General features: G+C 62.1%; 13 protein-coding genes. 12 read left to right on the plus strand and 1 reads right to left on the minus strand.

Annotation, left to right across the window (positions count from 1 at the left end; all coding sequences use genetic code 11):
• Window positions 1-2: 2 nt before the first annotated feature.
• From ACHPFG_RS06310 to ACHPFG_RS06345, 8 genes are all read left to right on the plus strand, one after another.
• The gene (locus ACHPFG_RS06310; RefSeq protein ID WP_003234086.1) at window positions 3-881 is read left to right on the plus strand and encodes a polysaccharide deacetylase family protein; all 879 of its coding nucleotides are present in this window, start codon (window positions 3-5) and stop codon (window positions 879-881) included.
• Window positions 882-919: 38 nt separating this feature from the next.
• Window positions 920-2,260 carry an MFS transporter gene (locus ACHPFG_RS06315; RefSeq protein WP_065948897.1) on the plus strand — a complete coding sequence of 447 codons (1,341 nt, stop codon included), beginning with the start codon at window positions 920-922 and terminating at the stop codon, window positions 2,258-2,260.
• Between the two features lie 10 nt (window positions 2,261-2,270).
• Complete coding sequence (locus ACHPFG_RS06320) at window positions 2,271-3,032, plus strand: SDR family oxidoreductase (RefSeq protein WP_131697434.1); 762 nt, start codon at window positions 2,271-2,273, stop codon at window positions 3,030-3,032.
• A gap of 138 nt (window positions 3,033-3,170) precedes the next feature.
• The gene (locus tag ACHPFG_RS06325; RefSeq protein WP_431701858.1) at window positions 3,171-3,920 is read left to right on the plus strand and encodes an SDR family NAD(P)-dependent oxidoreductase; all 750 of its coding nucleotides are present in this window, start codon (window positions 3,171-3,173) and stop codon (window positions 3,918-3,920) included.
• 13 nt (window positions 3,921-3,933) lie between these two features.
• Complete coding sequence (locus ACHPFG_RS06330) at window positions 3,934-4,236, plus strand: hypothetical protein (RefSeq protein WP_065926584.1); 303 nt, start codon at window positions 3,934-3,936, stop codon at window positions 4,234-4,236.
• 14 nt (window positions 4,237-4,250) lie between these two features.
• Window positions 4,251-5,225, plus strand: a complete 975-nt coding sequence (locus ACHPFG_RS06335) for a CobW family GTP-binding protein (RefSeq protein WP_431701859.1) — start codon at window positions 4,251-4,253, stop codon at window positions 5,223-5,225.
• Window positions 5,222-6,394 (plus strand): ABC transporter substrate-binding protein, encoded by a 1,173-nt coding sequence (locus ACHPFG_RS06340; protein ID WP_131697431.1) that lies wholly within the window; start codon window positions 5,222-5,224, stop codon window positions 6,392-6,394. The genes ACHPFG_RS06335 and ACHPFG_RS06340 overlap by 4 nt, the downstream gene beginning before the upstream one ends.
• Before the next feature lie 214 nt (window positions 6,395-6,608).
• Window positions 6,609-8,945, plus strand: coding sequence for a putative bifunctional diguanylate cyclase/phosphodiesterase (locus ACHPFG_RS06345; RefSeq protein ID WP_431701860.1), 2,337 nt, complete (start codon window positions 6,609-6,611; stop codon window positions 8,943-8,945).
• 104 nt (window positions 8,946-9,049) lie between these two features.
• Here the strand turns inward: ACHPFG_RS06345 and ACHPFG_RS06350 are convergent, their stop codons facing one another.
• Window positions 9,050-11,467: a glucose/quinate/shikimate family membrane-bound PQQ-dependent dehydrogenase gene (locus ACHPFG_RS06350; protein WP_145335192.1), complete on the minus strand. Its 2,418-nt coding sequence runs from the start codon at window positions 11,465-11,467 to the stop codon at window positions 9,050-9,052.
• A gap of 507 nt (window positions 11,468-11,974) precedes the next feature.
• On the opposite strand from ACHPFG_RS06350, the gene ACHPFG_RS06355 reads away from it, so the two are divergent.
• The 4 genes from ACHPFG_RS06355 to ACHPFG_RS06370 all read left to right on the plus strand — a co-directional run bounded on the left by ACHPFG_RS06355 (window position 11,975) and on the right by ACHPFG_RS06370 (window position 14,396).
• Window positions 11,975-12,208 (plus strand): VF530 family DNA-binding protein, encoded by a 234-nt coding sequence (locus ACHPFG_RS06355; RefSeq protein WP_016977534.1) that lies wholly within the window; start codon window positions 11,975-11,977, stop codon window positions 12,206-12,208.
• A gap of 4 nt (window positions 12,209-12,212) precedes the next feature.
• Window positions 12,213-12,836, plus strand: coding sequence for a Pr6Pr family membrane protein (locus ACHPFG_RS06360; protein WP_431701861.1), 624 nt, complete (start codon window positions 12,213-12,215; stop codon window positions 12,834-12,836).
• Between the two features lie 439 nt (window positions 12,837-13,275).
• Window positions 13,276-13,785 carry a fimbrial protein gene (locus ACHPFG_RS06365; RefSeq protein ID WP_431701862.1) on the plus strand — a complete coding sequence of 170 codons (510 nt, stop codon included), beginning with the start codon at window positions 13,276-13,278 and terminating at the stop codon, window positions 13,783-13,785.
• A 50-nt stretch (window positions 13,786-13,835) separates the two neighbouring features.
• On the plus strand, window positions 13,836-14,396 hold the full coding sequence (locus ACHPFG_RS06370; RefSeq protein WP_131697426.1) for a fimbrial protein: 561 nt from the start codon (window positions 13,836-13,838) through the stop codon (window positions 14,394-14,396).
• The last annotated feature ends 6 nt before the right edge of the window (window positions 14,397-14,402 follow it).

Below are 14,402 nucleotides of genomic sequence, written 5' to 3' on the forward strand. Positions count from 1 at the left end.
CCATGGCTAAAGACATCCTCTGTGCATTTGGCGTCGACGTCGACGCCGTCGCCGGCTGGCTCGGTTCCTATGGCGGCGAAGACTCGCCCGACGACATCTCCCGTGGCCTGTTCGCCGGTGAAATCGGTGCGCCGCGCCTGCTCAAACTGTTCGAGCGCTACGGCCTGCGCACCACCTGGTTTATCCCCGGCCACTCGATGGAAACCTTCCCCGAGCAGATGAAGGCCGTGGCCGACGCCGGTCACGAAATCGGCGTGCATGGCTACAGCCACGAAAACCCGATTGCGATGACCGCCGAGCAGGAAGAAATCGTCCTCGACAAGTCCATCGAACTGATCACCCAAGTCACCGGCAAGCGTCCCACCGGCTACGTCGCGCCGTGGTGGGAATTCAGCAAGGTCACCAACGAGCTGCTGCTGAAGAAAGGCATCAAGTACGACCACAGCCTGATGCACAACGACTTCCACCCCTACTACGTGCGCAAGGGCGACAGCTGGACCAAGATCGACTACAGCCAGCACCCCGACACCTGGATGAAACCCCTGGTGCGCGGTGAAGAAACCGACCTGGTGGAGATCCCGGCCAACTGGTACCTCGACGACCTGCCGCCGATGATGTTCATCAAGAAAGCCCCCAACAGCCACGGCTTCGTCAACCCGCGTCACCTCGAAGAAATGTGGCGCGACCAGTTCGACTGGGTCTACCGCGAGCACGAACACGCGGTGTTCACCATGACCATCCACCCCGACGTGTCCGGCCGCCCGCAAGTGCTGCTGATGCTCGAGCGCTTGATCGAACACATCCAGAGCCATGCCGGCGTGCGTTTCGTCACCTTCGACGAAATCGCCGACGACTTTATCCGCCGCCAACCGCGTACCTGATCCCAACCCAAGCAGCCCCCACCTCCCGAGGCGCGATTATGTCCATCTACAACAAGCTTGACCTGACTGGCTGGAAACCCCGGCAACTGACGTCCCAGGAAGTACGCTTCGCCACCTGGATCGCGTTTTTCGCCTGGGTGTTTGCGGTGTATGACTTCATCCTGTTCGGCACCTTGCTGCCGGAGATCGGCCGGCACTTTGGCTGGGGTGAAGTGGAGCAAGCTGAAATCGCGACCTGGGTGGCGGTGGGTACCGCCGTCGTCGCCTTGGCCATCGGGCCGATCGTCGACAAGCTGGGGCGGCGCAAAGGGATTATTTTCACCGTGGCCGGTTCCGCACTGTGCTCGGCACTGACCGCCATTGGCGGGGCGTGGGGCAAGTCGCCGCTGATTCTGATCCGTTCGCTGGGCGGCCTGGGGTATGCCGAAGAAACCGTCAACGCCACCTATCTGACCGAGTTGTATGGTGCGTCAGAAGACCCGCGACTGACCAAGCGTCGCGGCTTCATCTACAGCCTGGTGCAGGGCGGCTGGCCGGTCGGTGCGTTGATCGCCGCCGGTTTGACCGCGCTGTTGCTGCCGATCATCGGCTGGCAGGGTTGCTTCATCTTCGCCGCGATCCCCGCGGTGGTGATCGCGATCATGGCGCGCAAGCTCAAGGAGAGCCCGCAGTTCCAGATCCACCAGCGCATCAGCCAACTGCGTAAAAGCGGTGCGGTAACCGAAGCGCAAAACGTTGCCGTGACCTACGGCGTGGACTACGACGAACACAGCAAGGCCGGTCTCAAGGCGGCCTTCCGTGGCCCGGCCCGTCGCGCCACGCTGGTGATCGGCGCTGCGCTGCTGCTCAACTGGGCAGCGATCCAGGTGTTCAGCGTGCTCGGCACCTCGGTGATCGTCAGCGTGCACCACATCTCGTTCGAGAACTCGCTGATCATCCTCGTGCTGTCGAACCTGGTGGGTTACTGCGGCTACCTCAGCCACGGCTGGATGGGCGACAAGATCGGCCGTCGTAACGTCATCGGCTTGGGTTGGATGCTCGGCGGCCTGGCGTTTGCCGGCATGCTGTTTGGTCCGAGCAATATGCCGATGGTGGTCGGGCTGTACAGCCTGGGCCTGTTCTTCCTGATCGGGCCGTACTCGGCGGCGCTGTTCTTTATCAGTGAAAGTTTCCCCACCAGCATCCGCGCCACCGGTGGCGCGATCATCCATGCCATGGGCCCGATTGGTGCCGTGGTCGCAGGTTTTGGTGCGACCCAGGTGTTGTCCGCCGGCAGTGACTGGCAGACCGCCGCGCTGTGGTTCGGCGCGCTGCCGTGCTTCTTGTCCGGCGCCCTGATGTTTGCCGCCCGCCATGTGCGTCCGGAAACCGTTCAGTAAGGAGAATGTGATGAGCCGTAAAGTTGCGCTGATTACCGGTGCCGCCAGTGGCATTGGCCAAGCCCTCGCCGTGGCCTATGCACGCAGCGGCGTGGCGGTGGTGGGCGGGTATTACCCGGCCGATCCCCACGACCCGAGCACCACCGTGTCCCAGGTGGAAGAGGCGGGGGGCGAGTGCCTGATGTTACCGCTGGACGTGGGCGATACCGCCTCGGTGGACGCCCTCGCCGAACAGGCGGTACAGCATTTCGGCCGGCTGGATTACGCGGTGGCCAACGCCGGTTTGCTGCGCCGTGCGCCGCTGCTGGAAATGACCGATGAGTTATGGAACGAGATGCTCAATGTCGACCTCACGGGGGTGATGCGCACCTTCCGCGCGGCGACGCGGCATATGAACGAAGGCGGCGCGCTGGTGGCGATCTCTTCGATTGCCGGCGGCGTGTATGGCTGGCAGGACCACAGCCACTACGCCGCAGCCAAGGCTGGAGTGCCGGGGTTGTGCCGCTCGCTGGCAGTGGAGTTGGCGCCCCTGGGCATTCGCTGCAATGCGGTGATCCCGGGGTTGATCGAGACACCGCAATCGCTGGATGCGAAGAACTCCCTCGGCCCGGAAGGCCTGGCCAAGGCCGCGCGGGCGATTCCGCTGGGGCGGGTAGGGCGCGCGGATGAAGTGGCGTCGCTGGTGCAGTTCTTGACCAGTGAGGCGTCGAGTTATTTGACCGGGCAGAGCATCGTCATCGACGGCGGCCTGACCGTGCGCTGGCCTGACTGACTGATGTACTTGATCCAAATGTGGGAGGGGGCTTGCCCCCGATGGCGGTGGTTCAGTTAGCCCATCTGTGACTGACCCACTGCCATCGGGGGCAAGCCCCCTCCCACATTGGAAGTGGAATTTTTCAGGAGTTTTTGCATGAACCAACTGACCAACCGCCGGGCCGTGATCACCGGTGCCGGCAGCGGCATCGGTGCCGCCATCGCCCGCGCCTACGCCGTTGAAGGCGCGCGTCTGCTATTGGCCGACCGCAACGCCGCCAGCCTCGCCGAAACCGCAATCACCTGCCGCAACCTCGGTGCCGAAGTGGTCGAGTGCGTGGCCGATGTCGGCACGGTCGAAGGTGCCCAGGCCAGTGTCGACCGTTGCGTCGAACACTTCGGCGGCATCGATATCCTGGTCAACAATGCCGGGATGCTTACCCAGGCGCGTTGCGTCGACCTGTCCATCGAGATGTGGAACGACATGCTGCGCGTCGACCTCACCAGCGTGTTCGTCGCCAGCCAGCGCGCCTTGCCGCATATGCTCGCGCAGCGTTGGGGACGGATCATCAACGTGGCGTCGCAACTGGGCATCAAGGGCGGCGCCGAACTGACCCACTACGCGGCCGCCAAGGCCGGGGTGATCGGCTTTACCAAATCCCTGGCGTTGGAAGTGGCCAAGGACAACGTGCTGGTCAACGCCATCGCCCCCGGCCCGATCGAGACGCCGTTAGTGGGCGGCATCAGCGCCGACTGGAAACGCGCCAAGGCCGCCGAACTGCCCTTGGGGCGCTTCGGCCTGGCGGACGAAGTGGCGCCCACCGCTGTGCTGCTGGCCAGTGAACCCGGTGGCAACCTGTTCGTCGGCCAGACCCTGGGCCCGAACTCCGGCGATGTCATGCCATGAGTGAGGTGTAGCCATGTGCGGACTCTGCGGATTGCTCGGCGAAGACCTGCACTGGAGCGACCCCCTGGGCGATGAACTGCCCAGGCGCCGCGAACGCCTGCGCCGTATCGCCGCGATCAACCAGGTGCTGGCGGTGTTCCGACTCAAGGTCGAAGACTTCCAGGGCGCCTCCTATCTGCTGTTGGGCGCCACCGGCAAACAGGCACTGGCAAGCGGGCTGGATCAACTCTGGCAGGCAGCTGAAGCCATGCTCGGCCGGCCGCTGGATCCCCTTGACCCGCGTCTACTTGACCACCTGGAAAACACCCCATTGTAGGAGCGGAGGTAAATATGAGCATTGCTCTAAATGTGATCACCGGCTTCCTCGGCAGCGGCAAAACCACCTTGCTCCAGCGCCTGCTGCAAGGCGAAAGCCTGGGTGACACGGCACTGCTGATCAACGAATTCGGCGACATCGGCATCGATCATCTGCTGGTGGAAGAAGTCGCGCCTAATACCGTGCTGTTGCCCAGCGGCTGCATCTGCTGCTCCATCCGTGGCGAGCTCAAGGACGCGTTGCTCGGTCTGTTGCAACGCCGCGAGCGTGGCGAAATTCCTGCGTTCAAACGGGTGATCCTCGAGACCACCGGCCTGGCCGACCCGGCCCCGATCCTCGCCACCTTGAACAACGACGTGCAACTGCGCGGGCGTTTTCATATCGGCCTGGTGGTGACGCTGGTCGACGCCAGCCACGCCGCGCTGCAAGAACGCCTGCACCCGGAATGGCTGGCCCAGGTCGCGGCGGCAGATCGTTTGCTGCTGAGCAAGACTGATCTTGTGGATGACTGCGAACCGCTGCGTGCGCACCTGCAGGCGCTCAACGCCGGTACGCCGATCCTCGATACCCACGCCATCCACAGCGGCGACCAACTGTTGCTCGGTGAAGGCCTGCGCAGTGCCGAACCCGCCATGGAAGTCAGCCGCTGGCAATTGCATCAGACCACCAACGCCAGCCACGGCGCGGCCCAAGTGTGCAGTATGACCTTCGACCAGCCGCTGGACTGGGTCGGCTTCGGGGTGTGGTTGTCGATGCTGTTAAGATGCCATGGCGAACGAATCCTTCGCGTCAAAGGACTGCTCAACGTGAACGCCAGTAACGCCCCCATCGTCATTCATGGCGTGCAGCATTGCCTGCATGCTCCGGTCCATCTGCCTGCGTGGCCAGGCACCGACCGGCAATCGCGCCTGGTGTTTATCCTGCGTGGCCTCGATCCTGCGCTGCTGCAGCGTTCCTTTGAAGTGTTCTCACGGCGGTTCGCCGGATGATCACCTTACGGGTGCTCGGCACCTCGGTCACCTTGCTCGAATGCCTGCGCGTGCGCGCCGAACAGGAACTGGGGATTCGCCTGGTGTACCAGGTGCACGACGTCGAACAGGCCCAGCGCATCGCGGTGATGCAGCCCGACAGTTATGACCTGTACGACCAATGGTTTCACAACGTCGACTTCGTGTGGCCGGCCCGGGCGATCCAGCCCATCGACACGCGGCGCATCGCGCTGTGGCACGAGATCAACGACCTGCCCAAGCGCGGTCGGCTGTCGCCCAGCGACCGCCTCGGCAGCGGCAGCGTGCCCAGCGAGCGCCTATTCGTTCAGCACGACGGCGGCCTTGGCAGCACCGTCACCGAACGCATCAGCATGCTGCCCCTGACCCACAATGCCGACAGCTTCGCCTACCGCCCCGAGCGCCTGCCCGAGGGGTTTTGCCACGGTAACGAAAGCTGGGGCTGGCTGCTGGACCCGGCGTGGCGCGCCCGCACGGCGTTGCAGAGCGATGCCGCCATCGGCGCCCTGGATGCTGCGCTGGCCGTGCAGGGCGCGGGGCTGGCGCGCTTCAACGACATCGGCAATATGAGCATCGAAGAGATCGACGTGCTCGCCGATATTCTGGTGCGCAAGCAGAAGGAAGGGCATTTCGCTGCGTTCTGGTCCGACGATGAAGAGGCGGCGCAACTGATGCTCAGCCCGAGCATCGATATTCAGAGCTTGTGGTCGCCGACCCTGATGCGCCTGCACCGCGCCGGGGTGAAATACCGCCTGGCAGTCCCCCGCGAAGGCTATCGCGCCTGGTTCGGCGGCTTGTCATTGTCGCGCCATGCCCAGGGCCCGGTGCTGGATGCGGCGTATGCGTACCTCAATTGGTGGTTGTCGGGCTGGCCGGGTGCGGTGATGGCGCGCCAGGGTTACTACATCGGCAATCCGGCGCGCAGCCGCGATCACCTCAGCAGTGCCGAGTGGGATTACTGGTACGCCGGCAAGCCTGCGCGGGAGGAGTTGCCCGGCAGCGATGGGTTGCCGTTGATCGATATCGGCGAGGTGCGCGATGGCGGCTCCTATGAGCAGCGCATGGGGCATATCGCGGTGTGGAATTCGGTTATGGATGAGCACAACTATCTGGTGCGGCGTTGGGGGGACTTTATGCGCGCCCGCGGCTGAATAAGCGGGTATGGCCAAGGGGTTGTCGCCAATAAAGTGACGGCGAAAACCCCGTTTTTATTCGGTGCGCTTCCGCTCTGTCCCAGCTAATCTGCTAAGACAAAATTTCCAGTCTAAATGGATGTTTTTTTGACGGCGGGTCTGGGCGTAGGGAATGCACATGACTAAGGGACGCGGCGGCAGAGAGAGGCGAACGCTGCCGGAGGGCACTGCCATGACATGGCGCCATACCTTTCAAACCCGCATCGCCGGGGTGTTGGCGCTGTTGCTGCTGGTGGTGGTCGCCGCGACCTATTTCGCCGTCAAGAGCGCCACCCGCCGTGCCGTGGAAAACCAGGCACAAGTCCAACTGAAAACCGGAACCCAGGTATTCGAGCGTCTGCTGGACCTGCGCGGGCGGCGCCTGCAATACGGGCTCGACTGGCTCGCCGGCGATGGCCCGTTCAAGCAGGCCGTGGCCGGGGGCAAGCCCGCGCCGATCCTAGCGGCACTGCGTCGCCACGGCACCGGCATCCGTTCCAGTGAAGTGTTTGTGCTGGGCCTGGACGGCAAGGTCATGGTCAGCACGCTCCCCATCCTCACCCGCGGCCAGCGGTTCCCCTATGACGTCGCCTTGCGTCATGCGCGGCGCAATGGCCTGCAAATGTTGATCGTGGCCCTGGACGGGCGGCCTTACCTGCTGGTGCAGGATGAGGTGCGCGACCCGTTGCCCATCGCGCGCATCGTGATGGGCTTTGCCATGGACCAACTGTTCGCCTATGAACTGCGCTCCATGAGCAACCTGGAAGTGTCGTTCCTCAGTGTGCAGGACGGCACGCCCGGCCCGCTGTTCAGCACCCAGCCCGACGCGTACCAGGCCACTGCCCTCAGCCTGCTGCACGGCGCACCGCTCAACCCTGAGGCGCAGATCCATGTGTTTCACGGTCAGCGCGTGCTCAGCCGAGTGCTGGCGTTGGCCAACACTGGCGAGGGTGATGAAGTGCGTGTATTGCTTCAGAGCCCGCTGGACCATGCACTGGAATCCTTTGCGCCGCTGGACCGGCAGTTTCTCGGGATTGCCCTGGCGGTGCTGCTGGTATCGTTGGCCGGCGCGCTGTTCCTGGCGCGGCGGGTCTCGCGCCCGCTCAACGCACTCGTGGAGGCGGCCGGGCGCATCGGGGCCGGTGATTACCGCACGCCGGTGCGGGTACGCAGCCACGATGAATTCGGTTTGCTGGCCCGTGCCTTCAATGCCATGCAAAGCGGCATCGCCGTGCGCGAACGGCAACTGGCCCATAACGCTTTGCATGACTCCCTCACCGGCCTGCCCAACCGTGCCCTGGCCATGGAGCGCCTGGGCAGTGCGATCAGTGCGCGGCGGCCGGTGGTGTTGCTGTACCTGGGGATCGAGAACTACCGGGTGATCAACGAGGGCTTCGGTCCCGAGGGTGTGGATGAAATGCTGCGCGAAGCCAGCCGCTGCCTGTCCATGAGCCTGCTGGCCAGCGACACGGCGGCACGCATCACCGGCAGCGAGTTTTTGCTGTTGCTGGAAAACACCGAGATCGACCGCGCCGTGGCCCGCGCCGACCGCCTCTACGCACTGCTCACCGAACCCCAGCGTATCGGCAATGACGAAGTGCGCCACGAAGTCAGCATCGGTATCGCCGCCTATCCCGCCGATGGCCAGCAGGTGGAAGAGTTGATCAGTCGCGCCGCCATCGCCCGCCATGATGCGGCGACGCTGCCGGGCTATCTGCAGATCTACCAGCAGGACCGCGACCTCGCCCACCAGCGCCAGATCACCCTGATCCGCGACCTGCGCCGGGCCGTCGTCGAAGGCGAGTTGTACCTGTGCTACCAGCCCAAGCTCGACCTCAAGCACGGCGACGTGTGCCAGGCCGAAGCCTTGCTGCGCTGGCAGCATCCCACCCTGGGGCTGGTGTCGCCCGCCGAATTCATCCCCCTGGCCGAGCGCACCGGCAGCATGGGCGGGCTGACCCAGTGGGTGATCGAAGAAGCCATCCGCCAGATCGGTGAGTGGTCGCAGCGCGGCATGCACATTCAGTTGTCGGTGAATATCTCGGTGGATGACCTGGTCGATGACGACCTGGCGATCCGTGTCACCACCCTGCTGAAGCAGTACGGCGTGGCGGCCAAGCAGCTGATTTTCGAGATCACCGAAAGCGCGATCATGCACAACCCGCAACAAGCCTTGAGCGTGCTGGAGCAACTGCGCGATTGTGGCATCAGCCTGTCGGTGGATGACTTCGGTACCGGCTATTCGTCGCTGGCGCAACTGCAGCGCCTGCCGGTGCAGGAGTTGAAGATCGACCAATCCTTCGTGCGCAACCTCGACAGCACCAGCGGTGATGGCGTGATCGTGCGTTCGACCATCGAAATGAGCCACAACCTGGGGCTCAAGGTGGTGGCCGAAGGCGTGGAATTCGAGCCCAGCCTCAAGCTGCTCAAGCTTTGGAACTGCGACACTGCCCAGGGCTACCTGATCAGCCGGCCGCTCAATGCCATGGCGTTCGAGATGTGGATGCGGCGTGAACGGACACCGCTCTAACGACGGGTGCCGTCCATCGCCCCTCCCGGATTTTGATCTTCATTGCTTATGAAAAAGGCGGCTACCTGTGAGGGTAGCCGCCTTTGTTTTGCCGCCGATAACGCTTAATCCGGCAGTTTAAACGCCATCACGTAGTCACCCTGTTTGGTCCCCAGGGAACCATGACCACCCGCCACGACCAGCACGTACTGCTTGCCGTCCTTGCCGGTGTAGGTCATCGGTGTGGTTTGCGCGCCGGCTGGCAGGCGGCCTTCCCACAGTTGCTTGCCGTTTTTCACGTCGTAGGCACGCAGGTACTGGTCGAGGGTACCGCTGAGGAACGACACGCCACCGGCGGTGGTGAAGGTGCCGCCCAGGCTCGGTACGCCCATGGTCAGGGGAACCGGGACCGGCGAGCTGTCACGCACGGTGCCGTTCTTGTGCATCCAGATGGTCTGGTGGGTGGTCAGGTCGACCGCGGCCACGTAACCCCATGCCGGTGCCTGGCACGGCAGGCCCAGGGGCGACAGCAGGGCTTCGAGGATCACGCCGTACGGCGCGCCTTTGTTCGGCTGCACGCCTTCGGTTTCGCTGACGCGTGGGCCTTGCTTGGCGATATCGGCCGCCGGGATCAGCTTGGATTTGAACGCCATGTAGCTCGGGTTCACGAAGGCGATCTGACGTACCGGGTCGACGGAAATGCCACCCCAGTCGAACACGCCGAAGTTACCTGGGTAAACGATCGAACCTTGCAGCGAAGGCGGGGTGAAAGCACCGTCGTAGCGCATGGATTTGAAATCGATACGGCACAGCATCTGGTCGAACGGCGTCACGCCCCACATGTCACGCTCTTTGAGCGGCGGTGGCATGAAGTTCAGTTCGGACTTCGGTTGGGTCGGGGAAGTACGGTCACCCGCGACTGCACCTTGCGGCACGGCCACTTCGTGGATCGGCACGACCGGCTGGCCGGTGGCGCGGTCCAGTACGTAGATGCTGCCTTGCTTGGTCGACGCCATCACCGCCTGCTTCACGCCGGCTTCGGTCTTGATGTCGATCAGCGACGGCTGGCCGCCAACGTCCATGTCCCACAGGTCATGGTGAGTGAACTGGAAGGTCCACTTCACGTGGCCGCTGTCGATGTCCAAAGCGGTGAGGCCCGCTGCGTACTTCTCGGAATCGTCGGTACGGTCGCCGCCGTATTGGTCAGGCATCTGGTTGCCCATCGGCAGGTAGAGCATGCCGAGTTTTTCATCCACGGCGAACATGGACCACATGTTCGGCGAGTTGCGGGTGTAGGTCTTGCCCTCGGCCAACGGGGTGGTGTCGTCCGGGTTGCCGCTGTCCCAGTTCCACACCAGCTTGCCGGTGTGTACGTCGAACGCGCGGATCACGCCGCTGGGCTCGTCGGTGGAGACGTTGTCGGTCACGTGGCCGCCGATCACCACCAGGTTCTTGGTCACGGCCGGTGGCGAAGTGGAGTAGTAACCGCCGGGAGCGAAGCTGCCGATATTGGCACGCAGGTCGACCTGGCCTTTGTCACCGAAGTCTTCGCACATCTTGCCGGTGTCAGCGTTCAGGGCGATCAGGCGGGTGTCTGCGGTCGGTACGAAGATGCGTTTCGGGCAGGCATTCGGCGCGGCAGCCGGGCTGGCGCTGCCGGTCGGGCTCTGCTCGGAAGCGTAGGCGGCGTCATCGTGATACGACACGCCACGGCAGGTCATGTGCGCCCAACCCTTGAAGTTCTCGGCGCCCTGGCTGCTGATCTTCGGATCGAAGCGCCAGATTTCCTTGCCGGTGTCCGGGTCCAGCGCGATCACCTGGCTGTGCGGCGTGCACACGTAGAGCATGCCGTTGACTTTCAGCGGGGTGTTTTCTGCGGTGGTTTCACCCGGATCGTTCGGGCCTGGGATGTCGCCGGTGCGATAGGTCCACGCCGGTACCAGCTTGTGCGCGTTTTCCGGGGTGATCTGCGCCAATGGCGAGTAGCGATCACCGTAGGCCGAGCGGCCATAGGAATTCCAATCGCCATCCGCCTGGGACGGTGCGGCGCTGGCCATGCCCGGTACCGCGTCGCGGTCCAGTTGGCCGGTCTTGACCATTTCACCGGGGTTGGTGAATTGGCTGGCAAGGGCGGTAGCACCGGCCAGCACCACGGCCACGCTCAGCGCTCCAGTGCCCAGCGGGGCAGGTTGGCCACGCAGCAACGGACGGCGAAACCACGGGAGCAGCATGACGATGCCGAGGGCGAACAGCAGCGCCAGGCGCGGCACCAACTGCCACCAATCCAGGCCGACTTCCCACAGGGCCCACACGGTGCTGGCGAACAGCACCAGCGCGTACAGGCCCAGCGCGGCGCGGCGGGTGGCCAGCAGCAACAGGCCGGTCAGGGTGATGCCGATACCGGCCAGCAGGTAATACAGCGACCCGCCGAGCAGGCTCAGCTTGATACCACCGGCCAGCAGGGCCAGCCCCATGATCAGCAGCAAGACGCCTAGCAGCCTGGGCAGCAGGCGGCTTGGACTTGAAGCACCGTCAGTGCTCATAGTTGTGTTTCTCCGTTACGTTGGAATTATGTATCCCCGTGTTTCTTCACTGTAGATGACGATTCGGCACGGGCTTGGTTCAGCGTTAATTGCGTTTTTCTGGGGATATCAGCGTTATCCACAGGCGGGCGATTTATTCCCAGGCGCAGATCGGTGTAAGACAGCGCTGTCTTGACGGGTAGGAATAATCAGCAAAATGGGGTCGACCGGGGGAGTGAAACGTTTCAGGTTATTGCCGACAAGGATAAAGCGCTGGCGCACCAAGAGAAAGCACGAATCGCAAGATGCATCATTTCCGATTTGGTAACAGTGACAGATCGTCGCTGCCAAATAGGGGGGGAGGGGGAACGTCAGGTTTTTTTTAGACGGTGGGGCGGACGGTGAAAAGGGTTGAGACGGGTGGTTACAACCTAACATCTGTCTTTCGCCGAAAGCGGGAACTTTTTTACCTGTAAGGGTGGAGTGATAAGGTGTGCACCTTCGTGAGTACTTTTTCATAGGCCCGGCATGACCGCGACAAGCAACGACCCCCTCCACGGCGTGACCCTGCAACACGTCCTCACCACCCTGGTGGAACATTACGAATGGGAAGGCCTTGCCGAACGCATTGATGTGCGCTGCTTCAAGAGTGACCCGAGTATCAAGTCCAGCCTGACCTTCCTGCGCAAGACGCCTTGGGCGCGGGAGAAGGTCGAAGGTTTGTACGTCAAGCTGATGCGCACCAAACGCCCGCTGGATTGATCCCATGAAGCGGTATGTGGCGGCAGCGGCGCTGGCCGGTTGGGTGGGGTTGGCGATTCAGCAATACCTGATTTTCTATTCGCGCTGGGAAGCCGGCGCCAGCCTGCTGGGCGGGCTGATCAACTTCTTCAGTTTCTTCACGGTGCTGACCAATACCCTGGCAGCGGTGGTGCTCAGTTACGCACTGATCCGTCGGGACTCTGCCGCCAGGCGGTTTTTTCTCGCGCCCAGTGTCAGCAGTGGCATTGCCGTGAGCATCGTGGTGGTGAGCCTGGCCTACAGCCTGTTGCTGCGGCACTTGTGGCAGCCCGAAGGCTTTCAATTTATCGCCGACGAATTGCTGCACGACGTGATGCCGGTGTTGTTTGTCATCTACTGGTGCCGGTGTGTACCCAAGGGCAGCCTGCGCCTCAAGCACATTGGTGCGTGGGTAATTTATCCGCTGATCTACTTCGCTTATGTGCTGCTGCGCGGGGATTTGCTCGGGCAGTATCAATACCCGTTCATCGATGTCGGCACCCTCGGTTATCCACAGGTGTTTGTGAATGCCGGGGGCATTCTGGCCGGGTTTGTGCTGGTTGCACTGGCTGCGGTGGGGCTGGATAAGCTCATCAAGCCCCGCCCCTGATTCACTCCTTTCCTTAGCGCTATTGGGCATGCACCGTCTTGTCGAACGGTAGCGCGCTTCCTCTCGAACTCTTCAACTCATTAGTTAATCTTTTCACATAAATGCCCTGGTTTTTCAGGTGATGTAATCCTGTTCCTACAGTTATATTTACCCATAAAACCTTCTCGTTAGAATCCATGTAATCCAATTCTTACAGATACATTTAAAGTTTTGGCAAATTGCCATAATTTTCCTATGTGTCTTGGTGTTGCAGGGCTACGTAATTAAATGAATCTGCCGACTTAACTTCTAAAATCTGCGCTGGATAATTGCCGGGCTTCAAATGAGCTGAGTTGCAATGCAAGTAATTGGAAAAAAAGTGGGATGTTCTGCGTGCTAAAGCGGCGGAATGACTTAATGACGTTTATTACTATGTGAGCCTCTATACATGAACGCTAAAATGAACACTGCGCTGTTATCTATCGGGTTGTTGGTAGGGTCGATGTCTGTCGCTCAGGCGGCGGATGGAACGGTCACGTTTGTGGGCTCGGTCCATTCCGGGGCCTGCTCCATCAAGCCTGACTCCGTCGATCAAACCATTCCCCTCGGCGCGATTGCCAAGCATCAGTTGCAGGCGGGAGGGAAGTCCGAGCCTCGGCGCTTGCTGATTGAGCTCGAAGGCTGCGATCTGGCCGGCCTCACCGATAACACCGTGACCACGACTTTCACGGGGGCGCCATCCAGCGTTGTGCCGGGTGCGCTGGGTACCGTCGGTAGCGCGGGCAATGTGGGCATCATGATGACCCATGGCAGCCAACCCGTTCAGTTGGGTGTGGCTACCACACCGCAGGTTATTGCCACCGGTGATAACACACTGGAGTTCGGTGCCTATGTGCAAGGCGCTGCTACGGGCGACATCGTGCCGGGCGATTTCAGCGCGGTGACCAATTTCACCTTGGCTTATCAGTAAGCTTTTTCCCCCGCCACCCAGGGTGGCGGGGGAGGCTGGTGGAGGCATAGGTGAAAACATTCATAAGTCTCGCTATTTCCTCTTCATTGACGATGTTCATCAGCCCTTGGGTGGTTGCCCAGGTGCCTGCGCAAGGTAATGGGCTCGTCACGCTGGGAGGAGAGGTCGTTGACTCGGCCTGTGGGCTGGAGTTGGTCAGTGTCGATCAAACCATCGATGTGGACCCCGAGCCCATTGGCCGGTTTTTGCGACGCGCCAGGGGAGGGGACCAATCCTTCCAGTTGCGCCTGGTCAATTGCACATTGAGTCGCACCGACCCGTTGCGCCCTGGAGTAACGCTGCCCGACTGGCAGCACCTGCGGGTGACATTCGATGGCCCCACCGACAGAGGTGGTCGCTCTTTTGCGGTGTTTGGTGGCTCACAAGGTGTTGCCCTCAATATCGAGGATTCCGTTGGCCAATTGAGTATTCCCGGTCAGCCGATGACGCCGCATCCCTTGTCGGAAGGCGACATGACGCTTCACTTCACGCTTCATTTTGTTGGCAACGGATTGCCCATAGTGGCCGGCGCGCACCGTGCCGCAGTGCGGTTCAAGTTGGAATATTTCTGAACTTTG

The organism is Pseudomonas sp. BR20, assembly GCF_050780135.1.
GTDB lineage: Bacteria > Pseudomonadota > Gammaproteobacteria > Pseudomonadales > Pseudomonadaceae > Aquipseudomonas.

Excerpts from the sequence above, each read along its gene's own strand:
- ACHPFG_RS06325 (WP_431701858.1), top strand. The coding sequence starts at position 3,171 with ATGAACCAACTGACCAACCGCCGGGCCGTGATCACCGGTGCCGGCAGC.
- ACHPFG_RS06360 (WP_431701861.1), top strand. The coding sequence starts at position 12,213 with ATGAAGCGGTATGTGGCGGCAGCGGCGCTGGCCGGTTGGGTGGGGTTG.
- ACHPFG_RS06315 (WP_065948897.1), top strand. The coding sequence starts at position 920 with ATGTCCATCTACAACAAGCTTGACCTGACTGGCTGGAAACCCCGGCAA.
- ACHPFG_RS06365 (WP_431701862.1), top strand. The coding sequence starts at position 13,276 with ATGAACACTGCGCTGTTATCTATCGGGTTGTTGGTAGGGTCGATGTCT.
- ACHPFG_RS06320 (WP_131697434.1), top strand. The coding sequence starts at position 2,271 with ATGAGCCGTAAAGTTGCGCTGATTACCGGTGCCGCCAGTGGCATTGGC.
- ACHPFG_RS06330 (WP_065926584.1), top strand. The coding sequence starts at position 3,934 with ATGTGCGGACTCTGCGGATTGCTCGGCGAAGACCTGCACTGGAGCGAC.
- ACHPFG_RS06355 (WP_016977534.1), top strand. The coding sequence starts at position 11,975 with ATGACCGCGACAAGCAACGACCCCCTCCACGGCGTGACCCTGCAACAC.
- ACHPFG_RS06335 (WP_431701859.1), top strand. The coding sequence starts at position 4,251 with ATGAGCATTGCTCTAAATGTGATCACCGGCTTCCTCGGCAGCGGCAAA.
- ACHPFG_RS06340 (WP_131697431.1), top strand. The coding sequence starts at position 5,222 with ATGATCACCTTACGGGTGCTCGGCACCTCGGTCACCTTGCTCGAATGC.
- ACHPFG_RS06350 (WP_145335192.1), bottom strand. The coding sequence starts at position 11,467 with ATGAGCACTGACGGTGCTTCAAGTCCAAGCCGCCTGCTGCCCAGGCTG.
- ACHPFG_RS06345 (WP_431701860.1), top strand. The coding sequence starts at position 6,609 with ATGACATGGCGCCATACCTTTCAAACCCGCATCGCCGGGGTGTTGGCG.
- ACHPFG_RS06310 (WP_003234086.1), top strand. The coding sequence starts at position 3 with ATGGCTAAAGACATCCTCTGTGCATTTGGCGTCGACGTCGACGCCGTC.